The sequence below is a fragment of the Candidatus Erwinia haradaeae genome, assembly GCF_900698935.1.
GTDB classification, from domain to species: Bacteria; Pseudomonadota; Gammaproteobacteria; order Enterobacterales; family Enterobacteriaceae; genus Erwinia_E; species Erwinia_E haradaeae_D.
In genome coordinates this window covers 313952-340054 of sequence record NZ_LR217715.1, presented here as the reverse complement: position 1 = coordinate 340054, position 26103 = coordinate 313952, and the positions used below count along the sequence as shown (strand labels likewise).

Here is a 26103-nt window from a genome sequence, read left to right as displayed (position 1 = left end):
TCTTATACAGTGCATATACCACACCTCAACTTAGTCATACTATAAGTGAGGACAAGTGCAATCAAAAATACGGACTTACAAATACACACACATTATATGTGATTTTATTTAAACTCAGCGTGATCTTAAGTATTGTTTACCGGAAAAACTCATGAAAGTTACAGTATTTGGTATTGGTTATGTGGGTTTGGTGCAGTCTGCGGTATTAGCTGCAGTAGGGCATAATGTCCTCTGTATTGATATTGACGACACCAAAATCCAAAAATTAAAAAAAGGCTCTATGCCTATTTTCGAAACTGATTTACAACCATTGATTACGCAGAACTATCAATCAGGACGTTTACAGTTTTCTTCTCATCCAGAAGAAGGTGTACAGCACGGATTAATACAATTTATTACTGTTGGCACACCAGTAGAGGAAGATGGTTCTGTAGATCTAAAAAATGTGATTGCTGTGTCACGCACTATTGCTGAACATATGCAAGATAGAAAAATAGTGCTCAATAAATCTACTGTTCCTGTTGGCACAACTGAATATATACGTCAGTTAATCACAGCTACACTACAAGATCGTGGTGTAAATTTTCTATGTGAGGTAGTATCTAACCCAGAATTTCTTACAGAAGGCACGGCTGTGAATGATTGTATGAATCCGGATCGTATTATTATTGGTACTGATAATGCGAATATTATCAATCTTCTCTGTGAATTATACCAACCATTTAACCACCATCATAATCGCATGCTCTTCATGGATATCCGTAGCGCTGAACTCACAAAATATACTGCAAACTGCATGTTAGCCACTAAGATTAGCTTTATGAATGAAATCTCTAATTTAGCAGAACGCCTTGGTGCGGATATTGACAGAGTGCGTCAAGGTATTGGTGCTGATTCACGTATTGGTCACTCATTTATTTATCCAGGCTGTGGTTATGGAGGGTCCTGTTTGCCCAAAGATATGAAAGCCTTAATCCGTACCTCTCAGGATATAGGGTACCATCCAGGGATCCTGAAGGCAGTAGTCAACGTAAACTCTATCCAAAAATACAAATTATCAACTATTGTAAAACATCACTTTAAAGATAACTTACAAGGTAAAATTTTTGCCTTATGGGGGCTATCATTTAAACCAAACACAAACGATATGCGTGAAGCTTCAAGCAGAGTATTAATGGAAGAATTGTGGAAAGAAGGTGCTGTAATACAAGCATTCGATCCTGCAGCATTTCATGAAATACAACGCATTTACGGTCTACGTGATGACCTTAAAATCATGGAAAACAAAGAACTGGCACTGCAAAATGCAGACGGTCTCATTATATGCACAGAATGGCAACATTTCCACTCTCCTGATTTTGCTTTTATAAAACAAACACTTAAAAACCCTGTGATTTTTGATGGTCGTAATATTTATGATCCAGATAAACTTAAAGAATACGGGTTTATTTATTATGCTATTGGTCGTGGAGAATCCGTTCGAAAAAAATATGATTAGATAACACTTTATTCACAAGTACTAGCAAGGAAAAAATTAAAATTTAACCCCGTGAGACAGCATCTTGCAACATAAAGTTTTTCTATTTTATTGCTGTATAGACCTGTTGTTATCATCCACAACAGCATGCGCTTGGCCACAGTTATTACCTGGACTATCCTTTAATAATGATCAATGCATCGTAATCACTTAGACCGTTTAAAACATAAATAAAAAATATAACAGATCATTTTGACTACACTCTCATGCATGAGGTACCACTATAAAGTGTATTGGGATAAAATTAATAAAAATTGATCTTCCACATCATTGATGTGATGAATAGATTTGTGCTTTCGTTTTCAATATATATCTTATATTTTCTTTTCAGCGAACATATTGTACTAACAAATATATATATCTGATCTCCATGCATCTACTAATTTACAGCGCAAAAGACTTATTTTTTCTATTGCATGTTATCCAAGATGATTTTTTGTTGCCGGTTTATTGTGTCAACCTTTACAAGACATCTCTATCAAGCTATCGCTCTATGATTAGCATGAATCATTGTAATAAGGTATGATGAAAGAATTTAAGCAGTGCCTCCCACTATTAGTTTATCTACTTTAACAGTAGGCTGACCAACACTAACTGCGATGCTTTGCCCCTCCTTGCCGCACACAGACATACCTGTATCTAGTGCAAGGTCATTCCCAACCATTGAAATATTCTGCATTGTCTCAATACCAGACCCAATCAAAGTAGCACCCTTTACAGGTTGAGTCACCTTACCATTTTTAATTAAATAAGCTTCTGAAGTAGAAAATGAAAACGCACCAGATGTAATATCCACTTGACCACTACTTAATGTGGGTACATATAACCCATAATCAATACTGTCAATCATTTCTGTAGGAGTTGACTGTCCGGATAATATATGTGTATTAGTCATTCTTGGTATGGGTAAATACGCATATGATTCACGGCGAGCATTACCAGTCGACACAACACCCATCAGACGTGCATTCATTTTATCATGCATATACCCTTTTAAAATACCTTTTTCAATTAATATATTGCACTGGCTTGGTACACCCTCATCATCCATTGATAGCGACCCACGTGCTCCATCAAGAGTACCGTTATCTACTACTGTACATAGCTCAGATGCCACTTTCTGACCTATCTTTCCGCTAAACAAAGAGGTGCCACGACGATTAAAATCACCCTCTAATCCATGACCAACTGCTTCATGCAAGAGAATACCCGGGCATCCTGCTCCTAAAACAATAGGAAAGGAACCTGCTGGAGCTGATACAGCATACAAATTTACTAACGCCATACGCACTGCATTGCGAGCCCATGATATCGCTCGTACTTCACCATCGACTTGATCTAAAAAAAACTCATAACCACAACGACCACCACCACCATATATACCCTTTTCAAATCTGCCATGATCCTCTATTTGTACGCTCATAGACAATAAAACAAGAGGACGAATATCAGCTGCTAGCGTACCATCAGTTGCTGCGACTAATATTTGCTCATATGTACCTGTTAAACTGACTATTACCTCTTGTACGCGCTTATCTACTTTGCGCGCTGCAGTGTCAATCTGGTGCAGTAAAGTAATTTTGTCTTCCTGTGCAAAGCTAGTTAATGGGTCCTGTGTGCTATAACGAGGACGATATTTCTCTTTTTTAAAAACGCTACACTTTTTGTTATCGGATTCCGATATAATATTACGCGCAGCTAGTGCACTCTGACGCAAAGCCTGTAAGGTAATTTCATTAGCATAGGCAAAACCAGTTTTTTCACCACTAACAGCTCGCACTCCCACACCATTCTCGATGGCATATGAAACATTTTTAATAATCTTATTCTCCAGCACCCATGATTCATTGTAAATATATTGGAAATACAGATCACCGTAAGTTAACTTTCGTTCGGATAGACAACCTAAAATAGAAGTGAGATCTGCCTGACTCAAGTTATTTGCAGCAAGTAATTGCTCACTTACGAAGTTTATGCTCATGTATACTCTCTTAAAAATAGATAGGTTGTGGGATATTTTATATAGCCATGAGTCATACTACGATGGGCATGACAATAGTATAATTTCTGTCAAGATAATTTTTAAATAGATAACAAAACAATATTCAGTCTGCTATCAGCTGTATTAATACACTGTACACTACTCTACAAGTGTTATATTGTTTACGACACTATCACATGACTCTCTATATTCATAACGCCAAAAGAGATGCATGATATTCCACAGACGCCAATTTTCGCAATCAATGATCTTATTTTACACTGGATCATGCTATAACAGCATGAATATATAAACAGATATGCGTTCAAAAAATAAATAGATAGTAGTATATAAGAATGATTCGTTTACGGTGAATAAATAGCAGTGGCACCATAACTCATTAAACGCTGAAAACGACGATCTAGCAATTCTGCCTTGCTCAGTAACTCTAAATCAGCTAAATCAGTTAAAAGTTGATTCTTTAATGTCTCGCTAGTGACTAGTGGATCACGATGCGCTCCGCCAGGAGGTTCTGGAATCACAGAATCAATTAAGTTTAGCTCTTTTAAACGAGGTGCAATAATAGCCATTGCTTCAGCCGCTATAGATGCTTTCTCTGTACTCCTCCATAGAATAGAGGCACAGCCTTCAGGGGAGATAACTGCATATATGCTATATTGTAACATATTCACTTTATCACCAACACCAATAGCTAATGCGCCTCCAGATCCACCTTCACCAATCACTGTACAGATGACCGGCACTCTTAATCTAGACATCTCACGCAGATTATGAGCAATAGCTTCTGCTTGTCCACGTTCCTCAGCACCAACACCGGGATACGCACCTGGTGTATCAATAAATGTAATAATCGGTATATTAAAACGTTGGGCTAATTCCATCAGACGTAATGCCTTACGATACCCCTCTGGCGCTGGCATACCAAAATTACGACGAATTTTTTCTTTTGTTTCACGCCCTTTCTGATGTCCAATAATCATTACAGGACGTCCGGCGAGACGTGCAAGACCGCCTACAATCGCTTTATCATTTGAATATACACGATCACCTGCTAGCTCATCAAAATCAGTGAAGATAGTATGAATATAGTCTAGAGTATGGGGACGCAAAGGATGTCGAGCTAACTGCGTAATCTGCCACGCACCTAAATTAGAAAAAATCTTGCGTGTCATATCCACACGTTTATCACATAAACGCTGAATTTCTTCATCTAAATTCATGTGTGCATGCACATCTTGACGACTTACTGCTTTTAGGGAGTTAATTTTTTCTTCTATCTCTATTAAAGGCTGCTCAAAATCCAGATAATACAAACTCATAATAATCCTATTTTAATCAAATTCTAATATTACTTTTTCTGATCCTATCAATAATCTTAAATCATTTAATAAAGCATCGTTGCATGTAATTGTCCAAGTTACATCTACACCTAATTTTAGCTTAGTCTTCTCAGCCTTGTAATATACATTAACAGGCACGCCTTCTTCTTTTCGATATGGTGCAAGTAAGCTATATATCTGCTCTATGATCTGTTTATCTATTTGTTCATCCGTAAGGTACAGCGTTAGACTATGTACATATCTTTTGCGAGCTGCATCAAGATCCATCAAATCACGAGCTATAATTTTCATACCTCCACTAAAATGATCTAAGCTGATCTCTCCACGCACAACAAGGATACGGTCTTTTTCTAAAAAATGTTTGCATTTATCCAAAATATCGGTGAACACCTTGACTTCCACGCGCCCTGAGCGATCATCGAGTGTACATAGACCTATACGATGACCGCTTTTAGTTTCTATGACTCTAGAAGATACAACCAACCCTGCAATAGTGGTATGTTCCCCTTTCTTGGTAGGATGGATATCCTTCAAATTCTGCTTACTAACATAATGCTGCAGCTCTTTAAGATATGGATCAATGGGGTGACCGGTTAAGTAAAGCCCTAAAGTTTCTCGTTCACCATCTAATCGGATGTTTTCTGGCCACGGCTGTACATCTAAGCATTTCTGTTGTACTCTATCATTATGACCTAATAGCACCCCAAATATATCTTGCTGGCCTATCTCTGATACCTGAATGTGTTGGTTAGCCGCTTTTAAAGCATCCGGTAAAAGCATTGTCAAAGCAGAACGATGTTGCCCGAAACAATCTAAAGCACCAGACATAATTAATTTCTTTAAGACTCGATAAGTTACTTTTTTGGTATTGATACGAACGCAAAATTGAAACATCTCATCAAAACAACCACCTTTATTACGTGCTTGTATAATATCTGCAATTGGACCAGCACCAATTCCTTTAATCGCACCAAGACCATAAACAATTTCACCTTGATCATTAACATGAAAATTATATAAACTAATATTAATATGCGGTGGTAAAACCTTTAGACCCATTCTCCAACACTCATTGATTAAAATAACGACTTTCTCTGTATTATCCATATCCGTATTCATTACCGCTGCCATAAATTCAGCTGGATAGTGTGACTTTAACCATAGGGTCTGATAAGAGAGAAGCGCATAAGCAACAGAGTGTGATTTGTTGAAACCATATCCAGCAAATTTCTCTACTAAATCAAAAATTTTTACTGCTAACGTACCATCTATGCCATTCTCTCTTGCTCCAGCTTCAAATATTCTTCGTTGCTTAGCCATTTCGATTGGATTTTTTTTTCCCATAGCACGACGCAACATGTCTGCAGCACCTAGGCTATATCCAGATAATACTTGAGCAATCTGCATAACTTGCTCTTGGTATAAAATAATGCCATAAGTTGATTCAAGTACTGGTTTCAGTAATTTATGCTGCCATTGTATATCCGGATAAGATATTTTTTCTCGTCCATGCTTACGATTAATAAAATTATCTACCATTCCAGATTGTAGTGGTCCAGGACGAAACAAAGCAACTAGCGCAATTATATCTTCGAAACAATCAGGTTTTAGTCTTTTCATCAAATCTTTCATACCACGTGATTCCAGCTGAAAGACTGCAGTTGTTTCCGCACGCCGTAACATACCAAAACTTTTTTTATCTTTTAGAGATATGGAAGCCAGAGTAATCAATGTCTGTAATTTTTTTTTCCGACGTGTGTTAACCATATCTAACGCCAAATCAATAGTAGTCAAAGTGCGTAAACCAAGCAAATCAAACTTGACTAAACCGGTGTATTCCACATCATGTTTATCAAACTGTGTAACTGGATGATTACCATTTTCGTCACAATACAACGGTGAAAAATCAGTAATCTTTGTTGGTGCAATAACTACACCTCCAGCATGCTTACTAGCATTACGCGTCACACCCTCTAATTTTCTTGCCATCTCAACAAGAGTTTTAACCTCTTCATCGGTATTATATAATTCTGTGAAACGAGAAGAACACTGCAATGCTTTTTCTAATGTCATGCCAGGGTCTGGTGGAACGGTTTTAGATATACGATCAACAAAACTATAGGGATGGCCTAAAACACGTCCTACATCACGAATGACTGCTTTAGCTGTCATGGTCCCAAAAGTAATAATCTGTGAAACAGCTTGACGACCATACATTTCTGCCACATGCTCAATTACTAGATCTCGTTTATTCATACAGAAATCGATATCAAAATCTGGCATAGATATACGTTCTGGATTCAAAAAACGTTCAAAGATTAAATTAAACGCTAGTGGGTCAATATCGGTAATATTTAATGCATATGCTACTAAAGAGCCGGCGCCAGAACCACGTCCTGGCCCAACTAACACAGAATGTTCTTTAGACCATTGAATAAATTCCATTACAATTAAAAAATAACCCGGAAAACCCATCTGATTAATCACATGTAATTCAACCTCAAGTCTTTTATCATAATCAATACGCCGCAAAGCGCGAACTGTAGGGTTTGGAAATAAAGATACTAGACGTGCTTCTAAGCCTTGTTTGGACTTATCAATAAGAAAGTCTTCTGTAGAAACTGCACCAGTCGGAAACTTTGGCAAAAAATATGAACCAAGCTGGATAGTGGTATTGCAACGACAAGCGATTTCTATGCTATTTTCTAATGCCTCTGGAATATCAGAAAATAGATCACACATTTCCTCCTCAGTGCGAAAATACTGTTGCGCAGTATAAAATCGAGGACGGCGGGTGTCATCAAGGGTATGTCCGGTATGAATTGCTACACGAATCTCGTGAGTCTCAAAATCTGACTCAGCGATAAAACAGACTTCATTGGTAGCTACAACAGGTAGCTCCTGTGCTATAGCTAATGCTACTGCTTGATGCAAGTATATCTCTTCGTCTCGTCGCCCCGTACGAGTTAATTCAATGTAGTAACGCTGCGGGAAATACTTGTTATAAAATTTTATAAATGCTTGTACTGTGTTTTGGTTGCCACGTAATAACGCTTTACCTATATCGCCTTGATACCCGCCAGAAAGCAAAAGCAATCCTTCTTGATGCTCCACTAACCAGTGACGTTCTATGGTTGGACCAGACCCACCATAACCCCTTAGATAAGACTTAGAAATCAATACAATCAAATTTTGGTAGCCCTGATTATTCATCGCTAGGGCAGTGATGTGAACCAGTTCTTTACCTATCTCTCTACAGTGCATCCTTAAATCAACGCCAATGATTGGTTTAAGACCTTTTTCATGTGCAGCATTATAAAACTTAATTAAACCAAAAAGATTGTGATAATCTGTAAGACCAAGAGCTGGCATCCCCATATCAGCTGCATGATATACCAGTGATTCTATCTTTGATAACCCATCTATCATAGAATAGTCACTATGAACACGTAAATGAATAAAACGAGGTGCCGGCATCTTAAGTCCTATGTAAATATAATATTATGGCAGAGGTGACTTTGATACTGAAACAATTATGAGAGTATAAATATAAAATAAGGTTGTCGCATATTAAAGACAATGACAATCATGCGCACAGAATCTAGCATTCTGCCATTCTAGTGCACATGATTTACATGATATAATGATCTAGTCAGCTACCAAGAACACCATATGAGCTTGAGATATGTAAAATATTTCTGTAACACAGGAGTATAATAGCAGACATAAAATGATTATTATCTCACCATCACTTTCTTAGATGAAATTCATACCATAAGAGTCTGAAACCAGACCATTCTATACAACTAGATATTCACGATTAAATTGTTCTTAACAAAATATTGTATAAAGATGTCATCCTGCTTGTAAATTAAATAAAAAAATCTTTATTTTAATATAAAAAAAATTAAAAATAATAAGTGCTATCTATTTTATTGTTTCTACATGAACAGAATAGACCAATCATTGAAGTGTTATAAGAATAATTACATCAGATACTGTAAAAGCATATAGATAATTTAAAAACAGCATGACACTATGTCACATTACAAAAATTATAAAACTAAACGCTATCTTACACGCGTGGCATATTGTAATAATGGTATGCAATTAAACATGCGATAATCATTATGCATTAAATATATTATGTACATAGCTCTAGCACTGCCTCTGCCGCTTGTTCATTAGCATTACAACGAATGGTCTGATGTAAATCTAGAAAAATATCTAATAAAGCAGAAGCAGATTGTTCTTTATTTAAAAATGGCTCCAATGCCATTGCTAATTTTGAGGGATGACATTTTTCTTGTAAGAACTCTGGCACTACAGAATAGCCTGCTAATATGTTAGGTAAAGATATATAATCGGTTTTGACTAATCTCTGCGCGATCCAAAAGGTAATAGCTGTCATACGATAAGCCACTACCATAGGACATTTTGCCAACATACACTCTAATGTAGCTGTTCCCGATACCAGTAAAGCAGCATCACTAGCTTGCATTGCTTGACACGAGTGCCCGTCTAAATAACGCATAGGTAAGTCTGGAGACACTAGAGCTTTAATGGATTCAAATTGCGCTCGAATTTGCACACTTACAAACGGTACAATAATCTCTAAATGTGGATATTTTTCCCGTAAAATCAGTACGGTTTTTAAAAAATCTTCACTTAACATCTGCACTTCCATACTACGACTACCCGGTAAGACAGCTAAACATAAAGCTTGCGGTTTAATCCCTAATTTTTGACGTGCAGACAACTTATCCGGTATTAATGATATCGCATCGGCTAAAGTATGCCCGATGAACCGACAAGAGACATTACAACGATCATAAAAATCTTTTTCAAATGGAAAGAGCACTAACATCAGATCAGTGCAACGGGCAATTTTAAAGATACGGCGCTTCCGCCATGCCCACAATGATGGACTAACATAATGAATGGTATGAATGCCATAGCGCTTTAGACACTGTTCTAACATTAGATTAAAATCAGGAGCATCAATACCAATAAATACATCTGGGTTTAAAAGTATTAAACGACGTGCAAGAGAGCGACGCACATATAAGAGTCGTCTTAAACACTTTAGTACCTCCACTATTCCCATCACAGATAGCTCTTCCATATCATACCATGCTATGCATCCTTCTCGCTTCATCAGCGGTCCAGCAATTCCAACAAAATGCGTATTAGGGTATATTTTTTTCAACGCGCGAATCAGACCAGCTCCAAGTATATCACCGGAGCGCTCTCCTGCAACGAGCGCAATAGTTAAAGAAGAAGAACGAGACATAGATTAACGAATCAGACCCCTGGTTGAACGGGCAAAAAAATCATAAAATGGTTGAACCTCTGGATGATCATTAGCAATGCTAGCTATCTCCGGTTTAATCTGATCAAGTGTTTTTCCACTACGATATAGCATCTTATAAGAAGATCGAATCGCATTCAAGGCTTCCTTGCTAAATCCATGTCGTTGTAATCCGACTAGATTAATTCCAAAAGGTTTGGCATGATTACCTTGTGCTATAATATAAGGCGGTACATCCTGAGTAACTCCAGAACATCCGCCTACCATAACATAAGAACCAATAATGCAGAATTGATGTACAGCTGTCATCCCTCCAATAATCGCAAAATCATCTACACACACATGTCCAGCTAATGTTACGTTATTAGACAAAACACAATGACTGCCCACCACACAATCGTGAGCAATATGCGCATTTACCATTAGTAAATTATCATCACCAATTCTGGTAATTCCAGCAGCTTGTATAGTCCCACGATGAATCGTGACACTTTCACGGATATGGTTGCGATCACCAATCTCTACGCGTGTAGGTTCACTAGCATACTTCCGATCTTGATTCACATCCCCAACGGAAGAAAATGGCCAAAGAATATTATTCTTTCCAATTGAAGTATGACCATTAACTATAACATGTGATTTAAGAACCGTGCCTGCCCCAATGCTAACGTTAGCGCCAATGACACAAAAGGGACTAATCCGAACGCCAGCGCCAATTACAGCGCCTTCTTCAACAATTGAACTAGGGTGAATAACGGCGGTAGTATCAATCACAAGTTAAACCTCCCGGCTGCGGGCACACAGCATTGTTGCTTCACAGACAATTTTACCATCAACGGTAGCACCACCTTTAAAGCGTGTTAATCCACGACGGGTTTTTTCAAAATGTACTTCCATGATCATTTGATCACCCGGTACTACTGGCCGCTTAAAACGCGCTTCATCAATACCTGCAAAATAATAAAGTTCACCTGGTTCTAATTTACCAACACTTTTAAACGCAAGAATGCCAGTAGCTTGAGCCATGGCTTCTAAAATCAACACCCCTGGGAAAATGAGCTTTTCAGGAAAATGACCTTGAAAAAATGGTTCATTCGCTGACACGTTTTTTACCGCTCTTAAATATTTATTTTCTTCAAATGCAATCACTCTATCGACTAAAAGAAATGGATAACGATGTGGTAAAAGTTCAATAATCTCTTCAATTTTTAGAGTATGAGTGTTAGTAGTCAAAATACTCTTCCTGTCCTAAAAGCTAACGGCCTGCGTAATACGACCCATAACAATCTCTATTCTGGTCTGTTCTAATTGGTACATGTTGTATCAAATCAATCCAAGATAAATTTGAAGTTTTATTATTTATTTTTTCAGAGTGGCAACTTCAACTTCAATATTTCTTAAGCGTGTTCTCATATTGTCAATATTCATTACTAAAGCAGCAGTTTTACGCCAGACTTTATTAGGTTGGAGGGGGATGCCAGATGAATATATACCAGGTTCAGTAATAGACTGTATGACCATGCTCATCCCCGTGACAATGACTTTATCACAAATCTCTATATGGCCATTTATTACACTTGCACCACCAATCATACAATCACGACCAATTTTTAAACTTCCAGCCATAATTACACCACCTGCTATTGCAGTATTGTTCCCAATTACTACATTATGTGCAATTTGGCATTGGTTATCTATAACAACATCATTACCAATTTGAGTATTATCCAGCGAACCACGATCAATAGTCGTACAGGCACCAATTTCCACATGATTGCCAATGATGACCGTGCCTAAATGAGGGATCTTAACCCAATGATTGGAAGCATTAGCATAACCAAATCCATCGCTACCAATAACTGTCCCAGATTGAATCAGACAATTACGACCAATTTCTACTTCATGATAAATAGACACATTCGCCCATAGACGACTACCTGCACCAATGTGAGCGTGCTTTCCAATAAAACAACCTGCGCCAATTACTACCTGATCGCCTAATACAACATCCGATTCAATAACTGCATTAGCACCAATAGCTACATTTTTACCAATACCAACTGTATTGTTGATTACTGCGCTAGGCGAAATAGCTGTAGCTGGCTGTGGCGTAGTATCTAGTAGTTGTGCTATACGAGCATATATGAGATAAGGGTTGCTCACCACCAATGCAGGGCCATGATAAGACCCCAGATCAGATGCGGTTAAAACCACAGCTGAAGCTTGACAAACCGCAAGATTCTTACGGTGTCTTCTATTTGAAAGAAAGGTTATTTGACCTTTTTTTGCGGATTGTATCGATGCAATACCGGAGATACAAACATCTCCGTCGCCATATAATTCCGCATCCAACTGCTGGGCTAAATCAGCTAGTCGAATTGAAGGCATAATTTATTTAACCTGTTTCAAAACGTCAGCAGTGATGTCTTTGGATGGCGTACAATAAGCAACTGCACTTTGATCAATAACTAAATCGTAGCCTTGGAGGTTGGCTACTTTTTGGACAGCATTTTGAATTTTATGCAAAATTTTATTACGCTCTTCTATTTGACGCCGACGATTATCTTGCTCAAAGACGCGAGCTTTAGTATTAAACTCTTCACGCTGTTTTAAAACATCTTTTTCAACACGAAGTTGTTCGCTTTCCTTCATGGTTAACCTATCACGCTGCAAGTTTTGGATTTGCATTTGTAGATCGCGCTCCATGTTTTGTAAAGTGCTGGTACGAGCTCGAAATTCATTTTCTAACTTTTGTGTAACTGTGACAAACTCTGGTAATTGTTGGAAGATATCAACAACATTTACGACTGCAATTTTATTAGAGGCTTGAGCAGGTACAGAAACAATTAATGCACAGCCTAGAGTTATAGCATATAATACCTTCTTCACTATCCAGCTCCTTTACGCTTTGTAACTAGCAACGTAATTACACGGATACTCGTCTATGCATGTATCTCATGTTATACATGGTTTGGTTCTGTTCATCTAGAACCTATCTTATCATTTAACCTTATACTTAATAACCTATTACCAAGTCTTCCCTATATAAAACTGGAACGGTTCTGACTTATCACCCTCACTAGGGTGAAAAGGTTGTGCGTAAGAAAATATTAGAGGTCCAATTGGTGACATCCATTGTAATGCTACTCCTGCGGATATACGAATTTTCTTATGTTGACTATAATCTGGAATATGCGCTGACCTCATGTCTTGAGTATGCTTCCAATGTGTATCCCATAGCATACCTGTATCGATAAAAAAGGAAGTACGCATTAAATGTGCGTATGTATCACTTAAAAATGGTGTTGGTGTAATCAACTCCGCACTCATGATGGCGATAGCATTCCCGCCTATGGCATCAGTAGATTGACAAATGCTATAAGGATGACGACTAGAACACTTCAGCGATCCATTTTTGTAATAGACAGCTTTTGGACCAAGAGTATTTGATCGCCACCCACGCACTGTACTTAAACCACCAGCATAGAAATTTTCATAGAACGGTAATTCTTTGCTGCCCAAACCATCTCCGTAACCAAAACGACCGCGACCTAGTAAAATCCATGTACATTTTGAATTCAGGGGTACATATTGTTTTGCATTAATCATCACTCTATAAAAATTATTTTTTACACCAGGGACGGTGATTTTTCCGCTAATATTAGCGGAATTACCCATAGTAGGGAAAAATCCATGATCTAATGTATTATATGTCCATCCATAGTTCAAGGTGACGTCATCTGTGGAAAATTCTTCATTAGGAGAGAAGGACGGGTGAGCTCCATAAGAGTGCAGGTATCTCCACATAGATACTTGTGGCTTCATATTAGAAAGACGATGATGTACATATCCTACACCAATATTTAGCGTGTTCGCTTCATTTAATGGAAACCCCACAGCACTGTCTAATCCATAATTCTTATTAGCATAATCTGCAAGATCGGAGTTATTAGCCTTAAAATCATTATAAATTAACCTGCCACCAAGACTAACACCAAATATTGTAAAATAAGGATCTGTCAGTGAAAGTTCCGCATAAGTCATTAAATCATTTTTTATGCTGTTAATTCCAAGGGAATTTCCAGTTCCTAACCAATTTTCCTGAGTTAGACCAACCTGAAAATTGACACCATTTTCTGTACCATACCCAAGACCTAAATTCATTGTTCCAGTATTACGCTCTTGCACTGTATAGATCAAATCTACTTGATCTATAGAACCAGGAACTCTTTGTACATGTGCATTCACTGTATTAAAATACCCAAGACGAGATAAACGCTCTTTACCTTGTTCAACTAAATCCCCTGTCACCCATGTTCCTTCAACTTGTCGTATCTCACGACGAAGCACAACATCTTTAGAGATGTGATTTCCTTCAAAACGTATTTGATGTACGTAATATCGGTGACCTGAATTAATATTCAATCTTAATTGCACTTTTTTAGCAGTATCATCAAAAATTAACTTATGCTGAATCTGTGGATAGATATATCCTTGTTGTCCTAATGTTTTTTTAATTACATCCTCAATGCGCAGGTGTTGTGCTCGATTATATAAAGCATTACGCTGTAGCACTATGTTCTGATCCATCTCTTTTGATTGTATCTGTACATTACTATGAATTGAAATATCCGACACTTTGTACTGAGATCCCTCGGTGATATTAATAGTAATGTATATCCCCTTTTTGTCTGGTGTTAAGCTGACTTGAGTCGAATCAAGATTAAAACGTGCGTAACCACGGTCTAGGTAGAAATTCTTTAAAACTTCTAAATCTGCATTGAATTTTTGTGTATGATACTGATCATGACGCAATATTTTCCACCAAAAATCTGCATTATGATCACGTAATTGTAGCAGGGACGTCAGATGGTGCAAACTAAATGCTTGATTTCCTACAATGTTAATCTGTTGGATATATGTAGACATACCCTCTTTAAAAATAAACTTTAAATCAACGAGGTTGCCTGGCAATGGGGTAAAAACAACTTTTACACTTGTGTGATAATGACCGATATTTTCATAAAAATCTCCTAATCCTTGCTCAATAAGTCTAATGGTAGCACGATCGAGTATACTACCGACAGCCACACCATAAGAAGACAAATGCTGTTTCAACACTTCTTCTTGCATTATTTTATTTCCGGTAAAAGTAATACTAGAAATGATTGGGCGCTCTTTTAGTCGCACAAGTAATGTACTACCATCACGAATAAGATGCACATCATCAAAATTTCCGGTTGCAAATAACGCAGAGATGATCTTTTTAGTATCCTCATTAGACACTATTCCTGAGGTTCGCACCGGAATACTGCGCAATGCAGATGCAACAGATACTCGTTGCAATCCATCAAAATAAATATTATTTACTACGAAGCTATCTGCACCATATACAGTAGCGCTGCTAAAAAGCAGAGATGCTATGAGAAAATTTTTCATCGCTATCCTTATGATACATGTAGCTAGGCTTTATTCGCAAATCCTGCCATTATCAGAAATGCGAAAGATCATTAAAAAATGCTAGTCCTGTTAACAACATTAAAATAATTAAACTGACACCATAGCTAAGCTGATACATTATTTCAGATACAGGTCTTCCTGTCATTTTTTCTATTAACAAAAACATAAGATGCCCGCCATCTAAGACTGGCAATGGCAAGAGATTCATCATGCCAAGATTCACACTAATCAGCGCAAGAAACATCATGTAGTAGACAAACCCATATTCTGCTGACTTGCCAGCACCCCTTGCAATAGCAATAGGTCCAGAAATATCATGGAGTGTTATATTACCAATAATCATAGTTTGTAACATACTGGTCGTAAGATCTATTATCTTCCATGTTTGTATGCTCGCCTTACTAAAAGCATCGGTTATGCCATATTGACGCAAAATTTTATATTCACTAGGTAATGATATAACACGTGGTACTATACCAGCAAACCCTTGAGTGTTATAGTTTGGATCAACCCCTGGTGTCAGTATGCATGTCATCTTTTTACCTTTCCGTTCTATTTCTAACGGAATGTTTATTCCTAGATTATTACGCACCACCGTATCAAAACTATACCAATCTTTTAGAACTTGACCGCGAGCTGTAATAATTATATCACCAACCTGCAAACCTGCTTGACTACCTGCAGAATTCTTCTGTATTGCATCTAACACTAATGGACCCGATGGTAACAGTGGTTGGATCCCTAAAGATAATATCGGATTAAGCTGATGTGCCTTGCAGTGCTTCTGCTTGATGTGAATAATTTTTTCACTTGTCTCAGTACCATTAAAGGGGGCAACTGTTATATGCATTATTGGATCGCAGGTTTTTCCTGACAGAACTGTGTATACAGAATCCCAATCAGGTGTCTTTACACCATTAATAGATCTTAGTTCCATACCGGGAGATATTCTCGCCTCTGCTGCGGGAGACTCTTCTATAATACTCCCAACAACCGGACGAATCCCTGGCATACCGGTCATAAAAACAATCCAGTAAGCAAATAGAGCAAACATAAAATTAGCAAACGACCCGGCAATAATAATTATAGCACGCTGCCAACTGTTTTTATTATTAAAAGCTTGATAAGATCTCGCGTCAGACACAGCATTTACACGATCATCCAGCATTTTAACATACCCGCCAATAGGAATTAACGCGAGCACATATTCAGTACCCTTCTTATCTATACGACTCCACAATACCTTACCAAAACCAATTGAAAATTTTTCTACTTTCACCCCACATAAACGTGCTGCCAAAAAATGCCCAAATTCATGTATAGAAATTAAAATGACCAACGCCACAATAAAAAATAATAAACTCCAGAGAAAGCTGAGCATGATATTTTCCTAGAAAACTCCGCAAATCAACCATTGTAAGCTAGCAAAAACTGGAGCGGCAGCAGCCAAACTATCGATGCGATCTAATATACCTCCGTGTCCAGGAAGTATCTTACCGCTATCCTTCACAGCGGCTTCACGTTTAAACATGCTTTCACTTAAATCGCCAAGAACAGATGCTAAGACCACAATAAGAGAATAAAATAATAGAGGCATACATGGTATACTTGTTAAGGATAGCGCACTAAACAAATAAACCATCGAACATGATACAAACAAACCACCTATCAAACCCTCCCAAGTTTTTCCTGATGAAAGCTGTGGTGCAAGTTTATAATTTCCAAATAATTTACCAAACACATAAGCACCAGAATCTGCCCCCCACACTAGCATTAAAAAATAAAAAAGCTGCCATACACCAGTATTATGGTCTATTACGTAATTATACTGCCGGATAGAAAGCATACCATAAAAAAATGAAAAGATAGTGAAAAAACCAAATAAAACACGTAATATACATGAGTTACGCCATACAATAGCTGACTTCGGATAATAATATACTAACGGTATTACTATAATCCACCAACAGAGTGCGATCCATAGAAATTTAGAAAAATGTAAAGAATGCCTACCATCCTGCATGTTATATAATAAATCTAGCATACATCCTAATAAAACCATTCCACATGATATTGTGAATATAATCCTACGAAGGTAAGAAGATAATCTGGCTAACGAACTCCATTCCCATGCAGCTAACACACTGATCGCTAAAATAGCAATAGAAAATTCTATCATAGAAAGAGAGAAGAGCGCTATAATGATCACTGGTATTAATATTAACGCAGTGATTAGGCGTAACTTAAACAAAATATCTCCTAGATTACTAAAGTCGCTATCACTTAAATAGTCATACTACCAAATCGGCGTTCTCGTTTTAAAAATGCATTGATCGCACCCTCAAAAACAAACTCATCAAAATCAGGCCATAGGATCTCCGTAAACCACAACTCTGCATAAGCTACTTGCCATAGTAAAAAATTGCTAATACGACACTCCCCCCCCGTCCTAATCAGGAGATCAACAGGAACAATTTGATTTAAACACAAATGCGCGCTTAATGTTTTTTCTTCAATTTGATCTGGATGTAATTTCCCATCCTGCACTTGCGCGGCTAATATTCGTACGCCACGGATAATGTCCCAACGCCCGCCATAATTTGCAGCAATATTAAGGATTAGTCCTTTATTATGTTGAGTTTTTTCTTCAGCATCACGAATACAAGCTTGTAAGCGAGCACCAAAGCGACTGATGTCGCCAATGATATTTAGACGAACATTGTTCTTGTGTAAATTTTTAATTTCTGTCTCAAGGGCAACCATAAATAACTCTAACAACGCTATTACTTCTTGATGTGGACGCTGCCAGTTTTCACTACTAAAAGCATATAAAGTCAATGCATCTAAATTGTAACTTACTGCAAAGCTCACCGCGCGACGCACCGATTCTACTCCTGCTTGATGACCAAAGATTCGCAATTTTCCTTTGTTATGAGCCCAGCGACCATTGCCATCCATAATAATCGCTACATGATGTGGTTTGACACCCCTTGGAGGGTGATTTGTGAATTGATTCTCGGATGACATAACGTGTTATGCTTCCCTTAATACAGACTGGTGTTGCTTCTAAATTTTTTACTTTCTGCAGAAGATAGTATATTTATAGCCTCTACACAACCTTCACTAAAGCCAGTACTATTATATATTGTATATATATCACTACATTACATGATGTATTGAACATTTTGTCATAAATCGTTGCAAAAACACACATGCTATAGATCGAGCCTCGCAATCAATAGCAAGCACCTCTTCAATACTTGTCGGCTCACGGTACACTAGACGATCTAAAACCGCTATATTGAGCGAAAAAATATCAGTAAAATCAATACTTGAAGCCAAAAATGCCGCAACTGCAACTTCATTAGAAGCATTTAATATTGTTGTGGCTGCTTGCCCCGCTTGACTGGCTTCTATCGCCAACTGCAAACATGGATAGCGTGCGTAATCAGGTTCTAAAAAAGTTAGAGATTCTATACGTTTAAAATCAATCTTTGGGGCTCCTGAGCTAATGCGCTGAGGCCAACCCATTGCATAAGCAATCGGTACTCGCATATCTAGAGAGGCAAGCTGTGCAATAACACTTCCATCTAGATAACGCACCATTGAATGAATCACAGATTGCGGATGAATGATTACTTCTAGTTGTTTGTGAGTGGCATTAAATAGCCATCTTGCTGCAATATATTCTAATCCTTTATTCATCATCGTAGCAGAATCGACGGATATCTTACGCCCCATCAACCAATTCGGATGTGCACATGCTTGATCCGGTGTCATATAACGCAACCTTGATAACGGAATCTCACGGAACGGGCCACCAGATCCTGTTAGCACAATACCATCAACCCCGTGGCATTCCAAAGACACACATCCAGGTTTTGTCTGTAAGGATAGAGGTAAGCTTTGAAAAATCGCATTATGTTCACTATCTATTGGTAATATCTGAGCTTGAGAGGAATTAACTGCGTCGAAAAAAAGACGACCACACGTTACAAGTGACTCTTTATTTGCTAGAAGAACCTGTTTACCTGCCTGCACAGCAGAGAGAGTAGGTAATAAACCTGCTACACCTACAATGGCGGCCACTACTTGATCAACATCAGAAAGCGCAGCCATATCACAAGCCGCTTGATTACCACTCAGTACTTCAGTCGTAACATAAAGGTGCTTTAGCTGACATCGTAGTTCATGTGCAGCTCGTTCGTCTAACATCACTGCAAAATCTGGACGAAACTCTACACATTGCTCTGTCATCAGTGTAATGTTGCGCCCTGCCACTAATGCTTTAACGGAAAATAGTTGCGGATTTTCTCGAATAACAGATAAAGTGCTGTTACCAATAGAGCCCGTGGAGCCGAGAATGGTTAATTGCTTCATACGTTTTCTCAGCCAAGAAGACAGAATAGTAATCGAATAGAGACAATATGAATCTCTTCAGTATAGGTAATCGACACGTCATACAAATACAGAACTTCTGCTAAAAAAGTTTAAAAATCTAATATTTCTATTTCTTTTTCTGATAACACATGATCTATTTTTTTAATAAAAGAATCAGTCATTTTTTGTACTCTCTCTTGAGATCGATGTTCATCTTCTTCACTAATCTTTTTGTTTCTTACTAAAGCCTTAATTTTATCGTTAGCATCACGTCTTATGTTGCGAATAGAGACACGCCCTTGTTCAGATTCACTGCGTACCACTTTCATTAATTGATGTCGACGATCTGTGGTAAGAGCGGGGAGATGCACACGAATATCACTTCCTACTGAACTCGGGTTTAAACCTAAACCTGAAGTCATAATTGCCTTCTCAACAACAGAAAGAATAGATCGATCAAAAACATTAATCTTTAAAGTCAACGCATTTTCTACTGTAACATTAGCCAGTTGTAACAAGGGTGTAGTCACACCATAATACTCAATGCTTACGCTATCAAGTATAAAGGGTGAGGCACGACCAGTACGAATTTTTCTTATGCCTTTTATAAAAACTTCTACGCATTTTTGCATGCGTATTTCTGTCTCACGTTGAATAGCATTAATCATGCCAATAACCTTTCGTTCTATATTTAAGTCCATGAATGAGTGTCTGTCTGATACCGGTCATATACTAACACTAATATTATTCCACAATTAATGTCCCTTCTCTTTCACCCATGAGTATACGGCGTAACGCACCCGGTTTGTTCATATTAAATACACAAATAGGTAATGCATGATCTCGTGCTAAAGTAAAAGCTGCTGAATCCATGACTTGCAATGCATGACGAAGCACTTCAGAGTAAGTTAATTGTTTGTGAAACACTGCCTCCGGATAATAAATTGGGTCCGCAGAATAAATGCCATCTACTTTGGTTGCTTTCAACATTATATCAGCTTTAATCTCAATACCACGTAAACAAGCAGCTGAGTCGGTAGTAAAGAATGGGTTTGCAATACCGGCAGAAAAAATTACTACATAATGATGGTGCAATAGACTAATGGCTTCACTCCAACTATACGTATCGCACACACCATTTAATGGGATAGCAGACATCAATCTAGAGTTTATATACGCACGATGTAATGCATCACGCATAGCTAACCCATTCATTACTGTCGCTAACATTCCCATATGGTCTCCGACAATACGATTCATGCCAACCTTCTCTAAATTTGCTCCGCGGAATAAATTCCCTCCTCCGATGACTATACCTATTTGAATCCCTAGATCTACCAATTCTTTGATTTCTTTTGCCATGCGGTCCAATACATCAGCATCAATACCAAAACTTTCAGAACCTTGTAGCACTTCACCGCTTAATTTTAGCAGTATACGTTGATACACAGGTTTTATATTGGTCGCCATAGTGATTTCCTAGATGATGTCTGTTAGTATAGATACTAAGTTCGATACTATCATCATCTTATAGTATTCACAAAATACTAATTAACATATTGGTTATTATGGTTATAATATTAAAATTATTTTCCGCGCTTCACGTTAGCACTATTAATACCTGCATAGGAAGATTATGTCCATCCCTATTTAAAGTGGCTCTAGAATATACTGCGCTTGAGCTCTAGCAAGGACTCGTTATGTATTGACAAGGCCCTCACCTACTTCAAATCGTATAAACTTTGTAATAGAAACGTTTCTCTCTTTTAAACATTGCCCTACAGTTTTTTCTGGATCTAAAATAAATGCCTGACCTACCAACGAATTCTCTCTCATGAATTTCTGCATACGACCCTGCACCATTTTATCCACAATCTCTTTTGATTTTCCAGACTGCATAGATATTTCTAATTGTAATTGGTGCTCTCTTTCAATCATTGCAGACGAGATATTTTCTGGATAAATACATTCAGGTTTACTAGCTGCAATATGCATAGCGATCTGCTTAATAAATTCTATATCAGAGCTTTCTGTAGAGACTAATACGCCAATACGTTCACCATGAAGATATTGCGCTACATACGTAGACTCAATAGAGGATACACGCCGAATATTAATGTTTTCCCCAAAATGCGTTATAAGCTCCATGCGTTCTTCGTGAAACCGTGATTCTAATACCTTAGTGTCACTACATTGACTTACAAAAGCAAAATTTAGTATTTTATCAGTAAACAATTTAAAATTAGCATTCTTTGCCACAAAATCTGTTTCGCAATTTACCTCTATTATGAGGCCGTAGGTATCTCGTACTTTTCCTCTAATAACTCCTTCTTTAGCGATGTGACTCGCTTTTTTTGCTGCTTTGATCATACCAGATTTTCGCATATTTTTGATTGCTAAATCAATGTCGCCATTAGCTTCAGATAATGCCATCTTACAATCCATAATACCTGATCCAGTGCGTTCGCGTAAATCTTTTACTAACGCAACACTAATATTAATCATGCTCTTCCTTTCTCCTTAATGAACACCAAGATGTCAGAAATAGATACGCATATATTGGAAATACATACGTATTTTATCAACCTTAAAAAAATACATAAGCATGTTTACTAGATGAGTCATCATTACATAATTTTAAAAGTACACTTGCAGAAATAGAACATAAGTATTGCTACTATAATGCTAATACATGATAAAAAATTTTATACCGCTCCACAATTATATGTTTCTAATACACTGCATCATGAACTTACTTATACGTTATAATCTTTGATTATATCATCATATCTCAATTCACTACTACACTAGACTTACTTATCAGATGTATGCACTAAAGCGTGAGATAGCCCTGCACGAATGGTTGTTTCCACTGTTGTCAGGTATAAATTGACTGCGCGAATAGCATCATCATTACCTGGGATAATAAAATCCACCCCATCTGGATTAGAGTTTGTATCTACAATTGCAAACACTGGAATACCTAAATTATTAGCTTCTTTAATAGCAATATTTTCATGGTGAGCATCAACAACAAACAGCGCATCTGGTAAACCACCCATGTCTTTAATGCCCCCTAAGCTGTTTTCTAACTTAGATAACTTGCCAGCACGAATAAGTGCTTCTTTTTTAGTGAGTTTATCAAAAGTACCATCCTGAGCCTGTACTTCCAGGTCCTTTAAACGCTTAATAGATTGACGAACAGTTTTCCAATTAGTCAGCATACCCCCCAACCAACGGTGATTAACAAAAAACTGATCACAACTTATAGCATACTTTTTAACAGCAATATTGGCAGAACGCTTAGTGCCAACAAATAAAATTTTGCCTTTACGAGAAGAAATTTTTTTAATTTCAGCTAAAGCCTCATGAAACATCGGCACAGTTTTCTCAAGATTAATGATATGTACCTTGTTACGAGAACCAAAAATGAAGGGTTTCATTTTTGGGTTCCAATAACGCGTTTGATGACCAAAGTGTACGCCGGCCTGTAGCATATCATGCATTGAAATCGTGACCATTATTACCCCTATGATATAATATTTTAGGATGCAGCATTCATATGCGCTATGCGAAAAACATCATGAAGACTACAAAATTCAACATAAACACTTGAAACTCTAGTGTAACCTAGAAATACATGCCACTAAAATAGTGTTGCATTCTTTTATTCAATAAAGTCCTGTATAAATCCTATTTTACGATTTATATACCCATTCGCACTCCATACAAGTCCACACATATGCTGTTTAAGGAGATGTTATTATCCAGGAATGACTCTTCTAACTAACAAACAATTATATAATAATAGACATTATTGTTTCTAATGACATTATTGTTTTCATAGATAAGCCTCCTGCCTTTGCGTAATGTACTGCATTGAGAGATAGCTAGAAGCATTATACCTCTTAAATCACCCTTACCAGTGAATATAGCGATATATGTGCTACAAAAAAGCGCTTCTCTGCTCTCAAACAAACATACTTATTTTCGATATACAATATAATTCTTTATTAAGACATGCGCTGTACGGCTCTACCGCACTAACATAATCACCTATCTTTCTTCTCGAAACTCCATCTGAATACCTTAAAAAATACAAAAAATTTGTACTACTGAGAGTCATTCATGTGTTCAAAGTATTGGATATATTAAACCAGCAATGGTACAACCGACATCAAGTCATAAAATACTAAAATGATATACACTTAACTATAATTATTAACATCGAATCTAAGTGACACACCAATAAAAGATGCTCTAAGAAGTTAGTCAATCCACCATGTACCTGTTAGATGATACTCCATCTTTACGCTGTTTTATGTTATAGTCACTAATCTCAGCCACCTTCATAATATACCTCTTGAGCAATACAGGGTGATGCAGTATGAACAATATGCTTGAGATATGAAAGGAGAATAATATATCTACATATACTTAACACCCTAATATGTCTATTCGTTATTTACGATTATAAATGCAACGAAGTCATCTAACTAGATTTATTATACACTGTTGTATACTACAATATGAGTATGACTCCAAAACACACTCGTGTGAGTGTATGATCACATATTACTTAAGATGGTCAGTGAAAAAGTCATGTTTACCATGAAGTGGTGTATCGGAAAATAGCTGATCATTGTCATGATCCATTAGAAATCACAGGATGTATATGAATATGCACATACTGCAATGCATTATACCGAATCTGATTACATTGAATGCCTTGTAATAATCCTACATCGTTCTGATACGAGGACAATGCACAAAGATAGATTTCGCCAATATACTTCATATATTATATACAATCATTATCATGGTACTAAGTTAGACTTTTACATCCTCTATCAAAGGTAAACGCGCTAGATCCGAATATTAACATCATTCAATACTCCATTTTAAAATAAGAAAGTTACATACCATTTTCATAAGAAAACGATTACAGTGTAAAGATATGCGATACCTTTATTCTAAAAGAATTTTTCTCTTCTTCTAAACCCTGTTATCTACACATAATACTTGTTCTGATAGTTCGACTACCACTAGCAGCTTGTATATTGAAATTCACGGATAAATATATGGCAATTGTAATCAAAACCCCTAAAGAAGTTGATAAAATGAGAATCGCTGGTCGCTTAGCAGCAGAGGTGCTTGATATGATTAAAGTGCACATTGTTCCTAATATCAATACAGCTACATTAGATCGCCTATGCCATGAGTATATTACTACAAAGCAAAATGCATTCTCTGCGTGTCTGAATTACCATGGATTTCCAAAATCTGTATGCATCTCCATAAATGATGTAGTGTGCCACGGAATCCCAAGTGAGGATGAGATTCTTAAAGAAGGCGATATTGTTAATATTGATGTAACTGTTTTAAAAGACCAATATCATGGTGATACTTCTGCAATGTTTATTGTAGGAAGAGCTACCACCCACGCTCAACATCTATGTCGCATTACTCAAGAAAGCCTCTATCTTGCTATACGAATGGTACAACCAGGAATGCGTCTACGCGCTCTTGGCTGCGTAATTCAACGTTTTGTTGAAAAACAAAATTACTCAGTAGTACGCGAATATTGTGGACATGGTATCGGGAGAAAGTTCCATGAGGAACCTCACATTCTACATTATGACGCAGAAGATGGCGGGGTAATTTTACAACCAGGGATGGCATTTACAATTGAACCCATGATTAATGCTGGTGACTCTAAAGTTTATTGTATGTCAGATGGGTGGACGGTCAGAACTAAAGACTCTAGCTTATCCGCGCAATACGAACACACTGTAGTCGTAACTCAGAATGGGTGTGAAATTATGACGTTACGCCAAGACGAGACTATTCCTAGAATATTAACATATTAATAACATAAAGTAATAAAGTAATATAGACATATTATAGATATTACATCATGGACTCGAATTATATCTCATATATATCTGAGCACACAGGCATCATCCAGAATGTAGCATAACTTCTTCTGAGCAAGATATCTCAAATATATACAATATTCTCTAAGTCTAAATCAATATTCAAAATTCATATTAGCTTTCTACTTGAAACTAAT

Annotated in this window: 19 protein-coding genes; 2 read left to right on the top strand and 17 right to left on the bottom strand. The window is 37.3% G+C overall.

Features of this window, described 5'->3' with window-relative positions; genetic code table 11:
- Positions 1-151: 151 nt before the first annotated feature.
- Positions 152-1498, top strand: a complete 1347-nt coding sequence (locus ERCIKOCA2762_RS01010) for a UDP-glucose dehydrogenase family protein (RefSeq protein WP_157988370.1) — start codon at positions 152-154, stop codon at positions 1496-1498.
- A gap of 574 nt (positions 1499-2072) precedes the next feature.
- On the opposite strand, the gene tldD is transcribed toward ERCIKOCA2762_RS01010, so the two are convergent.
- The 17 genes from tldD to rpsB all read right to left on the bottom strand — a co-directional run bounded on the left by tldD (position 2073) and on the right by rpsB (position 23551).
- The gene (tldD, locus tag ERCIKOCA2762_RS01005) at positions 2073-3518 is read right to left on the bottom strand and encodes a metalloprotease TldD (RefSeq protein ID WP_157988369.1); all 1446 of its coding nucleotides are present in this window, start codon (positions 3516-3518) and stop codon (positions 2073-2075) included.
- A 365-nt stretch (positions 3519-3883) separates the two neighbouring features.
- On the bottom strand, positions 3884-4858 hold the full coding sequence (gene accA, locus ERCIKOCA2762_RS01000) for an acetyl-CoA carboxylase carboxyl transferase subunit alpha (protein ID WP_157988368.1): 975 nt from the start codon (positions 4856-4858) through the stop codon (positions 3884-3886).
- Between the two features lie 12 nt (positions 4859-4870).
- Entirely contained in the window at positions 4871-8356 is a 3486-nt protein-coding gene (gene dnaE, locus ERCIKOCA2762_RS00995) for a DNA polymerase III subunit alpha (RefSeq protein WP_157988367.1), read from the bottom strand.
- A gap of 667 nt (positions 8357-9023) precedes the next feature.
- The gene (gene lpxB / locus ERCIKOCA2762_RS00990; protein WP_157988366.1) at positions 9024-10172 is read right to left on the bottom strand and encodes a lipid-A-disaccharide synthase; all 1149 of its coding nucleotides are present in this window, start codon (positions 10170-10172) and stop codon (positions 9024-9026) included.
- Between the two features lie 3 nt (positions 10173-10175).
- Positions 10176-10964 carry an acyl-ACP--UDP-N-acetylglucosamine O-acyltransferase gene (gene lpxA, locus ERCIKOCA2762_RS00985; protein WP_157988365.1) on the bottom strand — a complete coding sequence of 263 codons (789 nt, stop codon included), beginning with the start codon at positions 10962-10964 and terminating at the stop codon, positions 10176-10178.
- Positions 10965-10967: 3 nt separating this feature from the next.
- On the bottom strand, positions 10968-11423 hold the full coding sequence (fabZ, locus tag ERCIKOCA2762_RS00980; RefSeq protein WP_157988364.1) for a 3-hydroxyacyl-ACP dehydratase FabZ: 456 nt from the start codon (positions 11421-11423) through the stop codon (positions 10968-10970).
- A gap of 126 nt (positions 11424-11549) precedes the next feature.
- Positions 11550-12578 carry a UDP-3-O-(3-hydroxymyristoyl)glucosamine N-acyltransferase gene (gene lpxD / locus ERCIKOCA2762_RS00975; RefSeq protein ID WP_157988363.1) on the bottom strand — a complete coding sequence of 343 codons (1029 nt, stop codon included), beginning with the start codon at positions 12576-12578 and terminating at the stop codon, positions 11550-11552.
- 3 nt (positions 12579-12581) lie between these two features.
- Positions 12582-13079 (bottom strand): OmpH family outer membrane protein, encoded by a 498-nt coding sequence (locus ERCIKOCA2762_RS00970; RefSeq protein ID WP_157988362.1) that lies wholly within the window; start codon positions 13077-13079, stop codon positions 12582-12584.
- A gap of 138 nt (positions 13080-13217) precedes the next feature.
- Positions 13218-15635 (bottom strand): outer membrane protein assembly factor BamA, encoded by a 2418-nt coding sequence (gene bamA, locus ERCIKOCA2762_RS00965; RefSeq protein ID WP_157988768.1) that lies wholly within the window; start codon positions 15633-15635, stop codon positions 13218-13220.
- A 46-nt stretch (positions 15636-15681) separates the two neighbouring features.
- Positions 15682-17031 carry a sigma E protease regulator RseP gene (rseP, locus tag ERCIKOCA2762_RS00960; RefSeq protein WP_157988361.1) on the bottom strand — a complete coding sequence of 450 codons (1350 nt, stop codon included), beginning with the start codon at positions 17029-17031 and terminating at the stop codon, positions 15682-15684.
- Positions 17032-17040: 9 nt separating this feature from the next.
- Entirely contained in the window at positions 17041-17901 is an 861-nt protein-coding gene (locus tag ERCIKOCA2762_RS00955; protein ID WP_157988360.1) for a phosphatidate cytidylyltransferase, read from the bottom strand.
- Positions 17902-17933: 32 nt separating this feature from the next.
- Positions 17934-18677, bottom strand: a complete 744-nt coding sequence (gene uppS, locus ERCIKOCA2762_RS00950) for a polyprenyl diphosphate synthase (protein ID WP_157988359.1) — start codon at positions 18675-18677, stop codon at positions 17934-17936.
- Between the two features lie 132 nt (positions 18678-18809).
- Positions 18810-20030 carry a 1-deoxy-D-xylulose-5-phosphate reductoisomerase gene (gene ispC / locus ERCIKOCA2762_RS00945; protein WP_157988358.1) on the bottom strand — a complete coding sequence of 407 codons (1221 nt, stop codon included), beginning with the start codon at positions 20028-20030 and terminating at the stop codon, positions 18810-18812.
- 110 nt (positions 20031-20140) lie between these two features.
- Positions 20141-20698 (bottom strand): ribosome recycling factor, encoded by a 558-nt coding sequence (gene frr, locus ERCIKOCA2762_RS00940; protein ID WP_157988767.1) that lies wholly within the window; start codon positions 20696-20698, stop codon positions 20141-20143.
- A gap of 76 nt (positions 20699-20774) precedes the next feature.
- Positions 20775-21500 carry a UMP kinase gene (gene pyrH / locus ERCIKOCA2762_RS00935; protein ID WP_157988357.1) on the bottom strand — a complete coding sequence of 242 codons (726 nt, stop codon included), beginning with the start codon at positions 21498-21500 and terminating at the stop codon, positions 20775-20777.
- Positions 21501-21728: 228 nt separating this feature from the next.
- Positions 21729-22535, bottom strand: a complete 807-nt coding sequence (gene tsf / locus ERCIKOCA2762_RS00930) for a translation elongation factor Ts (RefSeq protein ID WP_157988356.1) — start codon at positions 22533-22535, stop codon at positions 21729-21731.
- Positions 22536-22843: 308 nt separating this feature from the next.
- Positions 22844-23551, bottom strand: coding sequence for a 30S ribosomal protein S2 (gene rpsB / locus ERCIKOCA2762_RS00925; protein WP_157988355.1), 708 nt, complete (start codon positions 23549-23551; stop codon positions 22844-22846).
- Between the two features lie 1560 nt (positions 23552-25111).
- Here rpsB and map point away from each other — a divergent pair.
- The gene (gene map, locus ERCIKOCA2762_RS00920; protein WP_157988354.1) at positions 25112-25900 is read left to right on the top strand and encodes a type I methionyl aminopeptidase; all 789 of its coding nucleotides are present in this window, start codon (positions 25112-25114) and stop codon (positions 25898-25900) included.
- Positions 25901-26103: the final 203 nt, after the last annotated feature.